This is a genomic window from Zhenhengia yiwuensis (assembly GCF_014384995.1).
GTDB lineage: Bacteria > Bacillota > Clostridia > Lachnospirales > Cellulosilyticaceae > Zhenhengia > Zhenhengia yiwuensis.
The window spans coordinates 60,205-79,092 of record NZ_JACRSY010000001.1 but is presented as its reverse complement, the minus strand read 5'-3'; the positions used below and the strand labels follow the sequence as shown (position 1 = coordinate 79,092).

The 18,888-nt window shown below is 35.4% G+C and carries 16 protein-coding genes and 1 riboswitch; of the genes, 5 read left to right on the top strand and 11 right to left on the bottom strand.

Translation table 11 applies throughout. The annotated features are described in order from the left end of the window. Positions 1-71: 71 nt before the first annotated feature. The 10 genes from H8718_RS00325 to H8718_RS00280 all read right to left on the bottom strand — a co-directional run bounded on the left by H8718_RS00325 (position 72) and on the right by H8718_RS00280 (position 11,871). Positions 72-2,075, bottom strand: coding sequence for a cobyrinate a,c-diamide synthase (locus H8718_RS00325; RefSeq protein WP_330597561.1), 2,004 nt, complete (start codon positions 2,073-2,075; stop codon positions 72-74). Continuing rightward, on the bottom strand, positions 2,072-3,292 hold the full coding sequence (gene cbiE, locus H8718_RS00320; protein ID WP_249331102.1) for a precorrin-6y C5,15-methyltransferase (decarboxylating) subunit CbiE: 1,221 nt from the start codon (positions 3,290-3,292) through the stop codon (positions 2,072-2,074). Before cbiE ends, H8718_RS00325 begins: the two co-directional genes overlap by 4 nt. A gap of 1 nt (position 3,293) precedes the next feature. Beyond that, on the bottom strand, positions 3,294-4,046 hold the full coding sequence (cobK, locus tag H8718_RS00315; RefSeq protein WP_249331101.1) for a precorrin-6A reductase: 753 nt from the start codon (positions 4,044-4,046) through the stop codon (positions 3,294-3,296). Continuing rightward, complete coding sequence (cobJ, locus tag H8718_RS00310) at positions 4,036-4,773, bottom strand: precorrin-3B C(17)-methyltransferase (RefSeq protein WP_177671267.1); 738 nt, start codon at positions 4,771-4,773, stop codon at positions 4,036-4,038. Before cobJ ends, cobK begins: the two co-directional genes overlap by 11 nt. Continuing rightward, the gene (locus tag H8718_RS00305; protein WP_249331100.1) at positions 4,770-5,810 is read right to left on the bottom strand and encodes a cobalt-precorrin 5A hydrolase; all 1,041 of its coding nucleotides are present in this window, start codon (positions 5,808-5,810) and stop codon (positions 4,770-4,772) included. Before H8718_RS00305 ends, cobJ begins: the two co-directional genes overlap by 4 nt. Beyond that, the gene (cobM, locus tag H8718_RS00300; RefSeq protein ID WP_249331099.1) at positions 5,807-6,562 is read right to left on the bottom strand and encodes a precorrin-4 C(11)-methyltransferase; all 756 of its coding nucleotides are present in this window, start codon (positions 6,560-6,562) and stop codon (positions 5,807-5,809) included. Before cobM ends, H8718_RS00305 begins: the two co-directional genes overlap by 4 nt. 1 nt (position 6,563) lies before the next feature. Next, positions 6,564-7,244 (bottom strand): precorrin-2 C(20)-methyltransferase, encoded by a 681-nt coding sequence (cobI, locus tag H8718_RS00295; RefSeq protein WP_177671270.1) that lies wholly within the window; start codon positions 7,242-7,244, stop codon positions 6,564-6,566. A gap of 2 nt (positions 7,245-7,246) precedes the next feature. Then, complete coding sequence (gene cbiD / locus H8718_RS00290; RefSeq protein ID WP_249331098.1) at positions 7,247-8,380, bottom strand: cobalt-precorrin-5B (C(1))-methyltransferase CbiD; 1,134 nt, start codon at positions 8,378-8,380, stop codon at positions 7,247-7,249. A gap of 122 nt (positions 8,381-8,502) precedes the next feature. Beyond that, a riboswitch (cobalamin riboswitch) is annotated at positions 8,503-8,681 on the bottom strand. A gap of 26 nt (positions 8,682-8,707) precedes the next feature. Beyond that, positions 8,708-10,960, bottom strand: a complete 2,253-nt coding sequence (locus H8718_RS00285) for a HelD family protein (RefSeq protein ID WP_249331097.1) — start codon at positions 10,958-10,960, stop codon at positions 8,708-8,710. Between the two features lie 20 nt (positions 10,961-10,980). Beyond that, positions 10,981-11,871 carry a DUF445 domain-containing protein gene (locus H8718_RS00280; RefSeq protein WP_249331096.1) on the bottom strand — a complete coding sequence of 297 codons (891 nt, stop codon included), beginning with the start codon at positions 11,869-11,871 and terminating at the stop codon, positions 10,981-10,983. Between the two features lie 162 nt (positions 11,872-12,033). Between H8718_RS00280 and H8718_RS00275 the strand changes: the two genes are divergently transcribed. From H8718_RS00275 to H8718_RS00255, 5 genes are all read left to right on the top strand, one after another. Further along, positions 12,034-13,230 (top strand): alanyl-tRNA editing protein, encoded by a 1,197-nt coding sequence (locus tag H8718_RS00275; RefSeq protein WP_249331095.1) that lies wholly within the window; start codon positions 12,034-12,036, stop codon positions 13,228-13,230. Between the two features lie 93 nt (positions 13,231-13,323). Continuing rightward, positions 13,324-14,730: an MATE family efflux transporter gene (locus H8718_RS00270; protein WP_249331094.1), complete on the top strand. Its 1,407-nt coding sequence runs from the start codon at positions 13,324-13,326 to the stop codon at positions 14,728-14,730. A gap of 158 nt (positions 14,731-14,888) precedes the next feature. Next, positions 14,889-15,710, top strand: coding sequence for an amino acid ABC transporter substrate-binding protein (locus H8718_RS00265; protein ID WP_249331093.1), 822 nt, complete (start codon positions 14,889-14,891; stop codon positions 15,708-15,710). A gap of 25 nt (positions 15,711-15,735) precedes the next feature. Further along, a complete protein-coding gene (locus H8718_RS00260) occupies positions 15,736-16,398 on the top strand; it encodes an amino acid ABC transporter permease (RefSeq protein ID WP_249331092.1) in 663 nt (220 codons plus the stop codon). A gap of 11 nt (positions 16,399-16,409) precedes the next feature. Beyond that, positions 16,410-17,108, top strand: coding sequence for an amino acid ABC transporter ATP-binding protein (locus H8718_RS00255; protein WP_249331091.1), 699 nt, complete (start codon positions 16,410-16,412; stop codon positions 17,106-17,108). A gap of 27 nt (positions 17,109-17,135) precedes the next feature. Here H8718_RS00255 and H8718_RS00250 read toward each other — a convergent pair whose 3' ends face one another. Further along, positions 17,136-18,839 carry a M23 family metallopeptidase gene (locus H8718_RS00250; protein ID WP_249331090.1) on the bottom strand — a complete coding sequence of 568 codons (1,704 nt, stop codon included), beginning with the start codon at positions 18,837-18,839 and terminating at the stop codon, positions 17,136-17,138. Between the last annotated feature and the right edge of the window lie 49 nt (positions 18,840-18,888).

The following is an 18,888-nucleotide window of genomic DNA, read 5'->3' as shown; positions in this document are numbered from 1 at the left end:
ACATAATTTTTATAATATAATCATAAATCGCCAAAAAACCCTTTACCTTATACTGGTTAAAGGGTTTTTTGTTATAATTTTCTATTATCTGCCATATAAAGAAGTGCATTACATATAGCTGCTGCTACATTACTGCCTCCTTTTCTTCCTCTCGCTACAATATACGGTACATTTTTTTGCATAATTAACTCTTTAGATTCTACGACATTGACGAAACCTACAGGTACTCCAATAACCAGTTCTGGTTTCAATATACCCTGCTCAATATAATCTGCAATGGCAATAAGCGCTGTAGGTGCATTCCCTATAGCAAAAATAATAGGTTTATTAAGACTTATTGCTTTTTTTACTGCTATAGCAGAACGTGTTATCCCTTTTTCTTTAGCTTCTGCAGCTACATCTTCATCTGCCACAAAACAGAAAACTTCCATACCAAACTTTTTAAGTGTGGTTTTATTAATACCTGCTTTAGCCATTTGCGTATCTGTCACAATGCATGCTCCATTTTTAATAGCCGCTAAAGCTAACGTTACTGCATCTTGTGAAAACTTCATATTTTTTGCATAATCAAAGTCTGCACTTGTATGGATAGCACGTTTAATAATGGGTGCTTCAATAGGATCTAGAACAGTTTCACCTAAAATTTCTTCTATCATTCTAAAACTTTCTTTTTCAATCTCATTAGGTAAAACATGCATTTTATCTGGTATTATAGCATACTGGCTACATTTTTCTATAAAACGTTTTGCAAGTTCTGGATTGTTATAAAAATGAATATGAGGATAGCCTGCAAAAATATGTTCATCCGCTATAATAGCTGGCCAGTTTTGCTGTTTATAAGGTTTACGACTTATAAAGCTTTCTCCATTATATGTAGAATCTGAATAATGGAATTCATGCACTCTAAGCTTTTCTCCCTTATCCGTTAGTATATTATCCCTCTCACACTCAAGCTCCATATAACCAAATCTAATAAGGCGTTTTGTCATAAAAGCCTCACCCTTTAAATAACCTACCATTTCATAAGATGTACCATCTAATAATTTAATTTTCTCTTGCAGATACATGAATCCACCACATTCTGCCATACATGGCATACCTTTTTGAAGTGCTTTATAAATAGCACTTTTCATTTCATGATTAGCAGCCAGCTCGGCACTATAGATTTCCGGATATCCACCTCCTAAAATAAGACCTTGTATACCTTCTGGCAATATTTTATCTTCCATGGGTGAAAAAGGAACAAGCTCAACACCTAATGATTCTAAAAGCTCTAGGTTATCTTCATAATAAAAAGAAAATGCTTTATCTTTAGCAATACCTATTTTAACTTTCTCCTCCTGCACTTTCATTTCCCTCAAGCACCTAGGCTTTTCAACCTGTAACTGCGCACTTGAATTTGCTAAATTGATAAGCCCATCAAAATCAATAGTTTCCCTAGTCTCTTTTCCTAAAATCTCTATTTTATTTGCTAAATCTTCTACTTCTTTTGCTGTAATCAGCCCTAAGTGTCTACTCTCTAAGCTACAAGCTTCCATATGTGGCATAAAACCATATACCTTAAGAGATGTATGCTTCTCTATCATATTTTTGTAGTATACATAACTCATAGAAGATATATCATTTAAAATAACTCCTTGTATAGTGTTTTTTCTAAATTCTATAAAGCCTTTAAGTAATGGTACAATAGATAGCCCCATTCCCTTACAGGAAACTACCAGTACAACCGGCGTCTTAGTTTCATAAGCCAGCTCATAAGAACTTGCCTGAGTACTATCACTTAATCCATCATAAAAGCCCATTACACCCTCTATTAAAGCTATATCTGCTTCTCTCGTATGCTTTTCTAGTAAATAAGTACAATTTTCTTTTCCCATCATAAAGACATCTAAATTATATGAAGGTGTATGAAGTACTTCTTTATGGAACATAGGATCTATATAGTCTGGCCCACATTTAAAAGCAACCACCTTGCGCCCTCTCATATAAAAATTTCTAAGCAGGGCACAAGTTAAAGTTGTCTTACCAGATCCACTTCCTATGGCTGCAATCATAAGCCTCGGTATTGTTTTCATTGTTTTTTCCCTTTCATTGTTATAATAAATATTGGGTTTTGGCCCATCATCATATGGTAATTGCTTACTTCTTTGCTTACAGCCACACTCATCTGTATTACGTCCAAACTCAAATCATAAAGTTTCCCACAATTTAATGCCTCACTTACAGTCTCAAGGGTAATAGCTGTCAAAACTATTGTTAAATTCTCATTTTTTGTAAGGAGTACTTCTAAAATCTCCTTTAAGTTGCCGCTACTTCCTCCTATAAACACTTTATCAGGTGATGGTAATAATTCCATACCTTCTGGGCAAGTCATTTCTATAACATCCATATTATAGACTTCAAACTTCTTCTGATTAAGCTTAATGAGTTCTACTGCTTCTGTTTTTTTCTCCAGCGCATAGACATAACCTTTTGGGCATAGCCTAGCCATTTCAATAGCTACTGAACCGGTGCCTGCTCCTATATCATAAACAATATCCTGTTCTATAAGCCCTAACTTCGATAAACATACACTACGTACTTCTTCCTTCGTCATAGGTATCTTACCTCTTATGAAACTTTCATCAGGTAGTCCATAACTTACAACTTTCTTTTCTTCTACAGTTGTTCTTTCAATAAGCATAACAGATAAATCATCAAATTCTTCCTCTATAAATTCTGCTGCCAGTCCTTGTATAATACGCTCTTCTGGATAAGACAGATATTCTCCTACATAAACTTTAACATTCCCCATTCCCTGCTGTGTAAGCATTTGGCAGACGTGCTGCACTTTATATGTGCCACCTGTAAGCACAAACACTTCAGGATGTGTGAGTATTTCTCCTAATACCCTATTCTCTCTTCCATGCACACTCACTGTATGTATAGCATTATAAGGTCTTTGTAACCGATTGCAGAAATATTGTAAAGAACTTATCCCTGTAATATAGTTTATCTTAAATTGCACTTCAAATTTATTTTTAAGCCAACTTGCTATGCTATAAAATCCTGTATCGCCAGACGCTAATACACTCACCTTTTTCTTATCTTTATAGGATGCAATCAGACCTTCCATTTCCCCTAGCTTACAAGCAATCTGTATGCTTTTTTCTGATGCAATAGATCTTGTGCCTTCTATAAGCCTTTTAGGTCCAAGGATTACTTCACTTTCTGTAATACAAGTCCTTGCTTCTTCTGTCAGAAGCCTAGGATTTCCTGGTCCTACTCCAATGATATAAATTATATTTTCCATCTCACTCCTCCAGCCACTGATAGATTTGCTCTAACCTAAGACCCTCTTCTTTAACAGGCCTTGTTAAACAAATGACCTCTACCCCTAACGCCTTAGCCGCTCTTACTTTATCTTGCATACCACCTATATCTCCGGAATCCTTTGTCACTAGGTATTTAGCTTTAACATGCCTTAATAAAGCCTTATTCATTTCATAAGAAAAAGGACCTTGCATACAAATTAAATGACTCATCTGATATCCTAAACTTATAGCAATCTCAATACCTTTTGGCATAGGTAGCATACGTACATATAGCCTCTGCTCATAGTGGTTAAGTAGTGTAAAAGATGCTAAATCCTTACTACCTGTAGTGAGCAGTACATCGCCTTCCACCTGACTTAGGAAATGGACTATTTCTGCTACATTATCAAAATAATAAATCCCCTCTTCCTTGTCATAGCTCTCTCGGATAATTCTTTTATAAAGCACACCTACTTTTTCACAAGCAGACTTGATATTTTGTGTCACAAGCTGTGCATAGGGATGTGTAGCATCTAACACACAGTCAAACTGTTTCTCTTTAAGCAATTGCAACATAGCCCTTTCATCTAATCGCTCTTCTATAAGATAAATACCTTCTGTATGATGCATCTGTTCTTTTCCATAGTCTGTAGCTACGCTAAGCCATACTTCTACATCTTTTCTTATTAAATACTCTGCAAGCATTCTGCCTTCTGTCGTTCCACCTAAAATAAAAATTTTCTTATACTTCATAACGCTTCTCATACCCTCTAGGTGTAACCATTTTTTCATGAATAAGTCTTGTTTCACTATTGCCTATAATGATTGTAGTAAACATATCTACTTTTGCACTTTTAAGTTCTTCTAAAGTACAAGTATGACTCATCTGCCCTTCTCTTCCAATATGTTGTACATAGCCACATACTGTATCTTTTGCTTTATATTTCATTATTAGATCACAAGCTTTTTCTAAATAGTCATGTCGCTTCTTACTTGATGGATTATAAAGACAAATCACAAAATCTGCCTCTGCCGCAAGCAGGAGACGCTTTTCAATCTTCTCCCATGGTGTAAGTAAATCACTTAAGCTAATGAGTACAAAATCATGAATAAGAGGTGCTCCTAAAACTGCTGCTGCACTACAGGCTGCTGTAACACCCGGTACAACTTCTATATCCACTTCCGGATACATTCTAGCTACTTCATGAACAATGCCTGCCATACCATATACACCAGCATCACCACTGCATACCATCGCTACAGTCTTACCTTTCAAGCATTCCTCCACAGCTATTTTGCAGCGTTCTACTTCCTTCTTCATACCTGTTGCAAGTAACGTTTTGTAACTAAACTGCTCTCTAATTAAATCGACATATACTGTATACCCTACAATTACATCACTTGCCTCAAGAGCTGCTACAGCTCGGTTTGTCATTTCATAAACACCACCAGGTCCAAGCCCTACTACATATAATTTCATCTTAATCCCTCTCTCTCGAATGTCACTGTATAATAAGGCATAGCAAGTGCCATTGTTACCCCATCTAAAGCAACTTTTTTTAAAAGTAATTTACCTCCATCACTCCCTTTAACAGCTGAGCGTTCACATACATTCTCTACACCTGTAATTTGTTTCACAAAAGATGAAGGAGTAAAATCACCTTCTATTTGATTTAATTCATGGGCACTATAAAAACTTATAGACTTATGATAATGAGTAGCCCATTCTAATAAACCTTGTTCTTCCTGCTTTAGGTCTATAGATACAACTTTTCCTATAGCTTCTATCGGTATATCTAATTTTTCTAGCTGCCCTCTTATAAGCCTTTCTATCTGCTCAAAAGATGTTCCTTTTCTACATCCTATTCCTAACGTTAACCCTTTAGGAATGAGCCACAATGTTTCCTTAAAAGGTTTTTTACCCTTATCATATCCAATATAAATACCTATTTCTCCATAGCTACTCTCTAAAACTTGTTTAGGAAGTTTCCCTTCTACAGGGAAATCACTTACAAAACCAATAGTCTTATCCTTCAAAATATCACTTGCTATAGATTTAGCTTTTTTTAAATCTGTTAAAATAAGTCCTCTTTCTACTGCCCATTCATCAACAGCAAAACGCCCCTCTAAATCTGTAGCTGTAGAAATAATGGCTCTTCCACCTATTAAACTTGCAATATACTTGGCACAACCATTAGCTCCTCCTATATGACCTGATACTAAAGGTATAACATTTTGTCCAAGTTCATCTATACATAAAACTGCGGGATCCTTATCTTTACTTACTAGAAAAGGGGCAATAGCACGTACAGCAATCCCTGTTGCTCCTATGTAAATAAGCACTTCATAGTCCTTAAAGTTCATTTTAGTCCATTCTTTTAGAGAACCCTCTACCCCCTTTAGCCCCTCTTCTTTGTATTTAGAAAGATGATAACCCTTGGCATCTTCTAAAAGTTCTCCTAACTTTCTGTTGAGCTTTGCTCCATGTACTGTAAAAGAAATAATGGCATATCTCATTTTGAAGCCTCTCTAAATAAATGGGTAAAAGTAGGGTCATAAAGTTTGGAGCGTTCATATCTATCTCCTAAAAACTCCCCTACTACAATAAGTGCTGTCTTCGTTAAATGGTGCTCCTCTATCATCTGAGGCAACTTTTCAAGTATACCTCTATACACCTTCTCCTCTGGCCAAGTGGCTTTGTAGACAATAGCTACTGGTGTATCTAAGGCATAGCCTCCTTTAAGTAACTCTTCCTTGACCTTGTCAGCTAGACTTATACTTAGGAAAATGACCATAGTAGCACCATGAGATGCTAGTAGAGACAATTCCTCCTTCTCTGGCACAGGCGTACGCCCTCCAGCCCGTGTCAAAATAACAGTCTGACTAACATTAGGCAAAGTATACTCCGCCTTAAGTGCTGATGCCGCTCCGCAAAAAGAACTTACACCAGGTACGACTTCATAATCTGCTCCATAGGTATCTAAAAGATCCATTTGCTCTCTGATTGCACCATAAATACTCGGGTCTCCTGTATGAAGACGAACTATCTTCTGCCCCTTTTTCCATCCTCTAACCATTTCTTCTATCACTTCTTCTAACGTCATAGAAGCGCTATCTAAAATAACAGCTTCCTCTTTACATACTTTGAGTAATTCTGGATTAACTAAAGAACCTGCATAAATCACTAAATCGGCTTCACTAAGTAATCTCTGCCCCTTAACTGTAATTAACTCTATATCTCCTGGACCTGCACCTACAAAATGAATCATTCTATCTCTCCTTTACTACAATGACAGAAAAATAACTACTTTCTTCCACTGTATCTAAACTCTCATGAATTTTTTCATTAGGCATACTTGCACATTCTACTGCCCGTGCTCTTTCATATAAGCCTTTCTCTTTCAGATGCTGTTTAACCTTCTCCATAGATTTACCTGTTTTCATAAGCACCTTAGTCCCTTCTAAATCCAAATAGTCTTCCTTCCCCTTATAAGAAGCAGGGATAATATGTAAACAGTCACTTCCCTCACACAAAGAGTCATTTAAAGCAGCAGCTACACTGCATATAGAAGAGATGCCAGGAATAATTTCTGTTTCATACCCCATCTCTTTTATAAGACGATGAATATACATATATGTAGAATAAATAGTAGGATCACCTAATGTTAAGAAAGCAATATCCTGCCCTTTATCTAAATATCCTTTAAGCTCACTTACTACTTCTTCATGCTGTTTTCTTAGGGCTTGTTTATCACGAATCATAGGCATATAGCAATCAATCAGTGTTTGATTCTTAATAAATTCTTTTGCTATATTTAATGCGACCTGCTCTGAATTGCCTGATTTAGGTACTGCAACAACTTGACATTTCTGTATTGTCTCTACTGCTTTATAAGTCATTAGTTTTGGATCTCCTGGACCTACTCCTACACCGTATAATTTTCCCTTCATTTCTACTCCTCCATCTGATAGTCTTTTAATATTTCTAATGCCTTATCAGTCTTACTAATAACGCCCATTTCATTTGAAAACATAATAATTTGTACATTTACTTTATGCTGTACCCTAAAATCTATATGCATTTTTATTTTATTCATGACACTTTGCATGGTACTTTCAAAGCTACCTGCTTCTTTCAAGTGTCTCAATGCTTCTTCTGTTGTTACACTTTCCATAATTCGCTTAATAATATTCGCTTTACATCCACATAAAGCTCCGTGAGCAGCCAGTACTTCCAATCTACCATCTGCATATCTAGAATGGGTATTCATAACTCCTGCTGCTACCTTAACTAACTTACCACTATGCCCGACAACTAAAACTTTTTCAAAGCCTAAATAAGCGATGTAGTCTAAAGCTTCACCTAAATAATTACTGTATTTAACAGCCTTATTTAAATCTAGCCCGAACTTATCCCTTGCAAAGTCCGCTCCATAATTACCAGGACAAATTAAAATGCACTTTTTACCAGCTGCATACTGCACATCTAATTCAGCTTTTATGGTATCAATAAGAGCTGCTTCACTCATAGGTTCTACAATCCCACTTGTTCCTAGTATAGAAATCCCCCCTACTATACCCAATCTAGGATTAAAAGTCTTCTTAGCTACTTCTTCCCCTTCTGGTGCATAAATAATAACTTCTATCCCGCCACTATAACTTACCTCATCACATACTTTTTTTACTTCTTCTCCAATCATTTTGTAAGGCACAGGATTAATGGCAGCACTCCCTACAGGACACGCTAACCCTCTCATAGTGACTCTGCCAATACCAATCCCTCCATCAATATGGACCCCAGCTCCCTTACATCTTCTGACACTTGCATAAATCTTCATACCATGCGTTACATCTGGATCATCTCCGGCATCTTTTACAACAGCACAGCTGACTGCATCCTGACTTCTCTCTATATCACACACTTCTAACGAAAGTGTAATCCCCTTAGGGGTTATAAGCTTAACCTCACTCACTTCTTCATTCATCAAAAGCATTCTAGTAGCAGCCTTAGCGCTAGCTGCTGCACAGCTTCCTGTGGTATATCCATATCTCAATACTTGTTGACCTTTTACAACATATGTATCCATAGGCAAACTCCTTTTTTAGTTATAAAAAAATCTCCCACTACAAGTGGGAGATTCAATGCACGCTAAAATACATAACTGTTTTTCAGTTATGTTTCGCACACCCTCCATCGCTCGTAGAGTTCATAGTGTTTTATTAAAAGGCAGGTCTTCTGACTTAGAATCATCAAAACGATGCCCTTCCCTTCTTTTTTAAGAAAGTGGTTTATCATCGTTTCTCCTCATCACAGCGGCGGGACCGTACAGCAATTGCATCTGTTTCCCTATTAAGCTAGTAAATAGCACCTCTAACAATTATTAAGTTTTTCAAGTAGTATATTAGTGCATCCTCTATGCCTTGTCAATGCTTCCCTTCTTGATGGCTTCTTCTAAGAAAGGACTTATCTGGCCTTTATAAATAAAGGAAAGTCTATGAAGTGCTCTTGTAGTTGCAATATATAAAAGTTGTTTATCAAAAGCTTCTTTATACCTCTCAGCGTTTGCATCATAAACAACGACCCCATCATATTCTAATCCTTTTGCCATATAAATTGGCATAATGAGAATACCTTTTTCAAGTATCGTATCATCTGAAGATAAAATACTAAGCTCTAACTGGTCTTTTAAAGCTTCATAGGCTTCATGTACCTCACCTTTTGTTTTACACAAGATAGCAATACTTTCAAGTCCAGCTGCTTTATAAGCCTTTACCTGATTCACTATCTTTTCATTTAAATCTTCCTCATTATTAGCTTTTTGCATAAGAGGAGCCTCTTCATGTCTTTCAATAGCAATACAAGCCTTTTGATCTTCTCTTAAGTTCATAGCCAACTGATTAATTTCATAAGAAGAACGGTAGCTTTTATTAAGTTCTAGCTTAAGTGCACGTTTAGGATTTAAAAGTTCTATGGCATCATCATAAATCGTATGGCTAGCCTCCTTTTCAATAGTTTGACACACATCTCCTAGAACAGTATACTGTACACCTTTAAAGAGCTCCCCAAATACTTTGTAATGTATTGGATAATAATCTTGTGCTTCATCAATAACAACCTGTCTAATGCCTTGATAAAGATTAGTACCTTCTATTTTAAGCTTTAAGTAAAGTAAGGCAACTCCATCTTCATAAGGTATACACTCTGGTCTTAAAGCGCGTAGGCTATAACGCATCATTTGGAAAGCATTATACGGCATATCAAGTCCTTTAGCTAACTGATTAAAGAGCTTTTCATCTGTAAACATTCTTTTATACACAAAGAAAATATTAACCCTTATAAAACGATTCAGCTGATTGAATACCTCTTGTCTAAATTCATTAAGTACTTCCTTACATCTACGCTCTTCTTCAAAGGCATATGCACCAGAAGCTTCGATTTCTTCTAGTACTTCTTTTCTTTTTTCTTTCTCTAAAGGTTTAATTTTCTCAAGTATAATTCTTTCGATACGATTTAGCCTCTTAACAATAGACATATTAATGGCATTATCTAAGAAATCTTTTTTTAATGTATCCTTATCTACAACAATTTCCTTATCATAATAAATATCCGTAAATTTAATCATATGTGTTTCACAGTAATCCACCAAACGATCTAAAAGTTCTATATACGCTTTTGAACCTTTAAAAGCAATTGTTTCTCTTACTTTTTGTCTATGCTTACTTCCGATAATATATTCCATTTGACTATTACGATTACGTATACGTAAATGATTTCCAAAATATTTTTCAAAAATATCTTCTACTGTAAAGTGAGCTACATCTTCCTCCCCTAGTTCTGGAAGAACATTAGAAATATATTCTCCAAAAAGATGATTAGGTGATAAAATCATAATCTGATTATGTGTTAAACCACTTTCTAATCTGTCATAGAGCAAAAAGGCCACACGATGCATAGCAATAGATGTTTTACCACTTCCTGCTACGCCCTGCACAATGAGAAGGTCATTTTCCCTATCCCTTATGATCTGGTCCTGCTCTTTTTGAATGGTTTCCACAATATTTTTCATTTTACTGGATGTATTTTTACCTAATGCTTGCTGTAAGAGTTCATCGGTAATCGTTAAGCTACAATCAAAGAAGTACTCTAATTCTCCTTTTTTAATCTCATACTGTCTCTTAAGAGATACTTCTCCTTCAATTTCTCCATAAGGTGCTATATATTTAGCAGGTCCTAATTCACTTCTATAAAAAACACTAGCAATAGGTGCACGCCAGTCATAAGCTAATACCTCATAAGTATCATCATTCATGATATTATGATAGCCTACATAAATAGATTCCTTCTCTTCACCTTCTTCTGCAAAGTCAAAACGTCCAAAATAAGGTTTATCTATCATCTTTTCATATTTTTTTAGTGTTTCTAGTTTATGTTTATACTGAGAGCTTTCAACAGCTTCCATTGTAATATACTGATTAAGCTCAGCCATACGGTCCATCTCATCTGTATAACGTGAGCCCTCTGTATACATTTCTCTTCTAATGTCTACAAGATTTTTTCTCTGTCCTTTTATATCAATACCACAACCTTGAATTTGTTCTTCTAGGAATTCCGTTACACGTTCTAAATACTTTTTTTCTTCTTCTAATGCTGTTTTATATTCGCTCATTTGCCCCATATCCTTCTCTTCTAAAATAAACTCATAATTGTTCCCATGATAACACCGATTACAGCACCTAGCCATATAATTGCTTTTAACTCTTTATCCATAATATCTAAAATAAGTTTTTCAAGCTCTATCATATCAAAAGCTTTAATTTTATCTTCTACAATCTTTTCAATATTTAGCCCCTCTAGCATATCTCCTAACTGAGTTTCTACAACAGCTGTATACTGCTTCATTAAAATATATTTAATCTTAGGCAAGTATTCTTCTATATGCTCTGCAACAGTTTCAATAGATGCATCTAAAAGCTTATCACCTTCTTTATCAATGACATCATAAATCATATCTTCAGCTTTTTCTTCTATCATCTTGTTAATAAGCTCTTCAATTTTTAATTTAGCAGTTTCGATCATACTATCATTCATAAACATAGCAAACATGCCAAGTTGACCCTTAATTTCTTTACATGCCGACTCTGAAAGACTACTTGCTATATCTAGCTCTACTATCTTTTTATAAGAAAGATCTGTAACTTTTTCTTTTAATGTATCTGATAAGTCCTCAATAACTTTAGGAGTACTCATTTCACAAAGTATCTGCCTTACAGTCTTTTTAGATTGCTTTTGACTTATAAACCATTCTTCTATACCACGTTCTATTTTTGTATACATTTCTTGTGAAAGAAGGTTCTCTTTAAGTGTCTCTTGATTAATAAGTTCTCTAGCTACTACTTCTCCAACGCTATGTGCTATACGATCTCTTTCCTTTGGAATAATTCCTTGGGTAAAAGGCACTCTTTTCCCAAATAAATAAAGGGGTCTTAGTGGTCTAAATAGCATTTTAATCGCAATGCCATTTGTAATATAACCGATTAAGCCACCTACTAAAGGTCCTATTAAAAATTCTAAGTTCATATCCTTCCTCCTTAGATGTCCTCTTTTGTCTAGTCTTTTATTATAGCTACCTTATCTTCAAAAAACAATAACCTTTCGCTTTATACCTATACCCTGTTATACTGATAACATTACTTACATTTACTATAACCAATTTTTTATTATTAATAAAGGAGCTATACCATGTCAAAACTTTACTATACTAATCCTTATCAAAAAACTTTTACTGCTGAAGTAGTTTCTATTACTGAAAAAAGCGGAGACTTTCATATTGTTCTTGATCAAACAGCTTTCTATCCCGAAGGCGGTGGCCAGCCAAGTGATACAGGTTTTATAGAAGACTCACCGATCACTTATGTCTATGAAGAAAACGGCACCATCTATCATGTAAGCCCTAAAAAACCAATTAAAATTCATAAGGCGAAATGCCGTTTAGACTGGGCACGTAGACTAGATCATATGCAACAACACATGGCTCAGCATATTCTATCGGCCTGTCTTTTAGATGCTTTCCAGGCTAACACAGTAAGCTTTCATTTAGGTAGGGAAATCTGTACAATTGATATTGATAAAATGCTTACATCTGAGCAGCTTTTAGAAGGAGAACGTCTTGCCAATGCTATTATTAACGAAAATATTCAAGTAGAAATCCTCTATCCTACTAAGCAAGAGCTTAAAAAATTAAATATTAGAAAATCTCTTCCTAAAACTTACGAACCGATTCGTATTGTAAAAATAGGAGACCTAGACATTAATCCTTGCTGTGGTACACATCCTTCTTCAACCATAGAAGTTCAGCTCATTAAACTCATAAAATGGGAAAAGAATAAAACAAATCTTCGTATCACCTTCCTTGCTGGGGACCGCGGTGTAGCAGATAGCCTTTCTAAAGACCAATTTGTACGTCATCTTTGCCATATGCTTAAAGGCAATGAACAAGATGTTCTCACTAGAGTAGAAACGCTTACTCAACATACCAATACCCTTATAAGCGAAAACCGAAAGCTTAAAGAAAAAATTGCAGAATTCGAAGTAAAAGGCTTACTTGAAGAAGCCCCTATTATTCGCAATTGCCACATTGTCAAAAAGTCCTTCTCAAATAGGACACTTAAAGAAGTACAGTTGCTAGGTTCTAAACTTACTGCTACTCCAAATACTATTGCCCTTCTTGGACTTATGCTAGATGAGCAGGCCTATCTCATCTTTATGTGTTCTAAAGAGCTGAAGAAATTTAATATGGATACCCTTCTGAAAGATAGTATTACCCTTATCGATGGCCGTGGTGGCGGCAGTTATTTCTCTGCTCAAGGCGGTGGTAAATCCCTTAGCAATTTAGAATCTGCTTTAGATTATGCTTACTTAAAAATATCTAAATCTTAACTTATGTTCATTGTAATATATAGTAATCTATAGTATATTAATAAGTTGAAATATTAAATTATACTATGTATTATTGGGGAGATGTCACATACAATGGAACTTAGTTTATCTAACTTTTTTAATTGTGAAAAAATGATTAAACCGGCTCAGCAAATTGGTACTATTCCACCTTCTAAACAGATTTATCAAAATACGATTAATCTCGCTTGGCCATCTGCTGTAGAAAGAGTGCTGGTTAGTTTAGTCGGTGCTATGGATACTATGATGGTAGGTATACTTGGTGCAGAAGCTATTGCTGCCGTAGGGATTACACAGCAACCTACCTTTATTCTACTTGCTATTATCTTTTCCCTTAACATTGGGGTAACGGCATTAGTTGCAAGGAGATGTGGTGAGGAAGACTATGTAAGTGCTAATAAAATTCTACGTCAGTCTATTATCTTAGTAGGTATTCTTTCAGCTCTTTTAGCCTGTATAGGGTTTATTTTTGCTAGACCTATTTTAAACTGGATGGGAGCAGGTAGTGACACACTTACTGATGCTACTATTTACTTTAGAATTATTGTTATTGGTATGTTCTTCAACGCACTTAGTCTGAATATTAATGCTGCTCAACGAGGTGCAGGTAATACTAAGATTGCTATGTATACGAATATTACCGCTAACCTCGTTAATCTTGTATTCAACTTTTTACTTATTGGGGGACATTTTGGCTTTCCAGCTCTTGGTGTAGCCGGTGCTGGTATTGCTACTGTACTTGGCAATATAGTAGCTTTTAGTATTTCTACCTATGGGATTATTCGTTCTAAAACACCACTTAAACTTCATCTTAAAGATAGTTGGAAACTAGATTTTAAAATATTAAAAAGTATTTTTAATATCAGTAGCAGTGCTATGGTAGAACAGCTCTGTATGCGTATAGGTTTCCTAGCCTATACTAAAATGATTACGAGTCTTGGTACAGTTGCTTTTGCAACACATCAAATCTGCAATAACATTTTAAATATGACTTTCAGTGCTGGGGATGGTATGAGTATGGCTGCTTCTTCACTGGTAGGTCGTCACCTTGGTGCAAAACGTTCAGACCTTTCTATTATTTATGGTAAAACCGCTCAGCGTATTGGTCTTATCTTATCATCCATTTTAGTATTAGGTTATATTTTTGGACGTATACCTCTTATAGGTGCTTTTACAGACGATCCACAAATTATTGCTCTTGGAAGTGTCATTATGCTTATTGTAGCAGCTGTATCCCCTCTTCAGATTTCTCAAGTTATCATTTCTGGTTCACTACGTGGGGCAGGAGATACTAAATTCGTAGCACGTACTTCTTTTATCAGCATTTTAGTTATTAGACCTATTATTACATATATTCTTTGTTACCCATTAGGACTTGGACTATTTGGGGCATGGATTGCACTACTTCTTGATCAGGGGCTACGTCTTATTCTTAATATCATCCGTTTCTCTGAAGGTAACTGGATTAAAATTAAATTATAAAATACAAAAAAGACTTCTATACTTGTAAGAAGTCTTTTTTTATGCTCTTAAATTTTTTTGAATAATCATTGACTTCTTCACTTTAATGTGATAAAGTTTTGCTATACTAAATTGTTTAAATTAATTATTCTATATATTTATATTAAGGGGGATTTATAATGAAAAAATTAGTAAAGAAATTATTTACTATATCTTTTATAGGATTACTAAGTCTAGGTCTTGCAGCTTGCTCTAATACACCAGACAACACTACTTCTGACAAAGCCTCTTCCATAGTGGATAAAGATACTTGGGTTATCGGTCTTGACGATACGTTTGCACCACTCGGATTTAGAGATATAGATGGAAATCTAACTGGATATGACGTAGATTTAGCTACTGCTATGTGTAAAAAGTTAGGCAAAGAAGTTACCCTCCAACCTATTGACTGGTCTATGAAAGAAGCTGAACTTTCTGCTGGCAATATCGATTTAATTTGGAACGGCTATACGATTACACCAGAACGTAAAGAAAAAGTAGATTTTTCCTTGCCTTATCTAGATAATAAACAAATTGTAGTTGTACTGGCAGATTCATCTATACAGTCTAAAGCAGATCTTGCTGGTAAGAAAATAGGGGCTCAAAGTGAATCTAGTGCTGTTACAGCAATGGAAAAAGAAACTGAACTCTATAAGTCATTTGATGGTGGTAAAGCTACAACTTATGAAGATAACAATCAGGCCCTTATGGATCTTGATATTGGTCGTATTGATGCTGTTGTAGCTGATGAAGTTGTCATACGTTATTATATAAGCTTAAAAGGGTCTGACAAGTATCGTATTTTAGATGAAGACTTTGGTGCTGAAGAATATGGTGTTGGCTTCCGTAAAGGCGACACATCAGCTGTAGAGGCTTTTAACGAAGCTTATAACGATCTTAAGGAAGACGGTACACTTACTGCAATCTCTGAAAAATGGTTTGGCAGTGATGTGAGTAAATAAATTTAATTTTTAAGGGGGAACCTTTATGGACATGATTAACAACATTTTTGAATATACACTTTTACTTATGCCGCAAGTACTAGAAGGTTTAGAGATTACCCTAAAGCTTTTTGCACTTACCCTCATCTTTTCTATACCTTTAGGTATTCTACTTGCACTTGGGAGACTATCCCGTTTTAAACTAGTTAAGGCACTTACAAGTCTTTACATTGTAGTAATACGCGGAACTCCCCTTTTACTTCAAATTGTATTTGTATTCTTTGGCCTTCCTCTTATAGGAATTACTTTTGACCGTTTCCCAGCTGCCCTTTTTGCCTTTTCTCTTAATTATGGTGCTTACTTTGCAGAGATTTTTAGAGCTGGCATTACCTCTATTGACAAAGGACAGTATGAAGGCGCAGAAGTTCTTGGAATTTCTGGTAGAGAGACTTTCTTTCATATTATCTTTCCACAGGCATTAAAGCGTGTATTGCCCCCTGTAGGCAACGAAGTTGTCACACTTATTAAAGATACAGCTCTCGTTTACATTATTGGACTTGATGAGCTCTTAAAGGTTGGAAAAATTGCCTGCAATCGCGATTCTTCCTTAATACCACTTATTATCATTGCTATTGTTTATCTCATCCTTACAGCTATTTTATCTAAAATTATGACTGTTATAGAAAAAAAATATGATTACTACCAATAAGGAGGTCCTCTATGCTACATATTGAAAACTTATATAAAAGCTTTGGCTCTAATGCCGTTCTAAAAGGTGTAAACCTTCATATTTATCCTGGTGAAATCCTTGTTGTAGTGGGGCCTTCAGGGGGTGGAAAGACTACACTCTTACGTAGTATTAATTATCTTGAGAAATGTGAATCAGGCTCTATTTGCCTGGGAAATAATTATCTCTTAAAAGATGGGCGCTATGCCAGTAAACAAGATTTAAAAGCTATTCGCCGAAACATTGGCTTAGTCTTTCAAAACTTCAATCTTTTCCCACACCTTTCTGTAATAGAAAATATAACTGAAGCTCCTACCCGTGTATTAGGCATTGCAAAAGAAAAGGCTACTCAAGATGCTCTAAATATTTTAGGTTTTTTAGGTCTATCAGGTAAAGCTAACAGTTATCCTTATGAACTTTCTGGTGGCCAGAAACAACGTGTTGCTATCGGGCGTGCTTTAGCACTTAATCCCAAACTCATGTGTTTTGATGAACCTACTTCTGCTCTTGATCCAGCACTGACAGATGATGTAGCCAATCTTATTAAAAGTTTAAAAGTCAAAGGTATGAGCATGTTGATTATTACACACGATATGGAGTTTGCTAAGAAAGTAGCTGACCGTATTGTCTCTATGGACCAAGGTCAAATTACAAATGAGCATATGTATGATAATGAAAAAACAGGCAGCTGATAATAAGCTGCCTGTTTTATTTATATATTAATATACATAGTTATATGGATTAATTGGTGTCCCATTACTTCTGATTTCAAAGTGAACATGATTACCTGTGGAATTACCTGTACTTCCTACTCCAGCAATATTTTGGCCTTTAGATACTTTTTGCCCTACTTGTACATATAAACTACTACAATGTGCATAGTAAGTTTGGTAACCATTATTATGGTCAATGATAATCAGTTTACCAAATCCACCATTATTATATCCTGAATAAGTAACTGTTCCTGATGCCGCCGCATAAATTGGTGTTCCTGCAGATGCTGCAATATCAAGTCCTCTATGGAATGATCCCCATCTGCTTCCATAATTTGAAGTTAGGGTACCCCCACCATTTAATGGATGCATGAACATACCTGAATTACTACTTGACGCAGATGAACTTGGTTTTTTATTGGTACTTGTACTTGTTGGTTTTGGCTTTTCTTTTGTACCAAAAGCAATAACTTTTGTTTTCGGCTCTTTAAGTACTTTTTCTGTAATTAAATCACGACTTACTTCCTTACCATTTACTTTATGTACATCTACTGTAATCTCTTTTACGCCATCATATCCTTCTTGATAAACTTTAGTCTCATCTTTATAAAGGTCTGAGAATTCTACATACTCTATCTCTGCTGGAATAAGTTCTTTAAAAGTAGCTTGCTCCGTTGTAGAAATAGATAAAATAGGATCTGGTACCTCTAACTTAATAACCTCTCCAATCTGCATACGTGTTTCATCTTCAATCTGCGGATTGATTTCTAAAATGTGGTCCATAGTTGTACCATGTTTAATGGCAATATCCCAAATATTATCGCCCTCTTTAAGTTCATATTCTACAATTTCTTCTGTATTACCTAAAAGAATATTTTTAGCTTCTTCTTCACTTAGAATTTGCTCTTCATCAATATATGTACTTCTTACAATAACTTCTTCATTAAAGTCAAACTCTGTAAGCTCACGTGCTATTTTCTGTCCTTCTGTAGGCTCTTCCTTCTCTTCTTCTTTTTTGTCTACAGTACCTACTTTTACCTCCGACTTAACCTCTGGTTCTTTAAGTGCATCTTTAACTTCTAAAACCTCAATAGGAGAAGTTTCATTTTCAGTCGCTAATGCATTTTCTCCTTTCCCATTGTCTTGTACTGTCTGTATAGTAGCTGGTTCTAACTTAGTTGCTTCTATAGATTCTGTCACCTCTACCTGCCCTGAACCAGATGTCTCATTAACTTCTTCTATTTTTTTTACATCTAGCTCTACTCCGGAGCCTTCTGGTAGATGCATTTTAGCAATATCAGACAAAATACGCTCTGCTATTTTCTGAGTCTCTACAACTGCTTTCACTTCACCATCTACCAGAATTTCATATGCCTCTATTTCATAGCTGATTGTATCCTTTAAAGTTGCTTCTAAAATATCTTGTGTCTCAATTTCTTTTACTTTACTATTAACATGCTCTACAGTTACTGTTTCTTTAATAGCAATATCTACGCCCTTTTGATCCTTAAGTTCCGTTACAATATTCTCGAAGGCTGCTTGTGCCTCTTCTTTTGTTTTTACAACACCCACAACTTCACCATCTACAGAAATGGCATAGGAATTATTTTGCATTCCTATTATCCCAAATGTTAAACCTACAACTGCAATGCCAGCTATAATCTTATATGTATGCTTACTTGATTTTATATTTATTAAAAAGTCCTTCATGTGCGTTCCTTCTCTAGTCCCTAAAATTATTTTGTTAATATTAAATTTA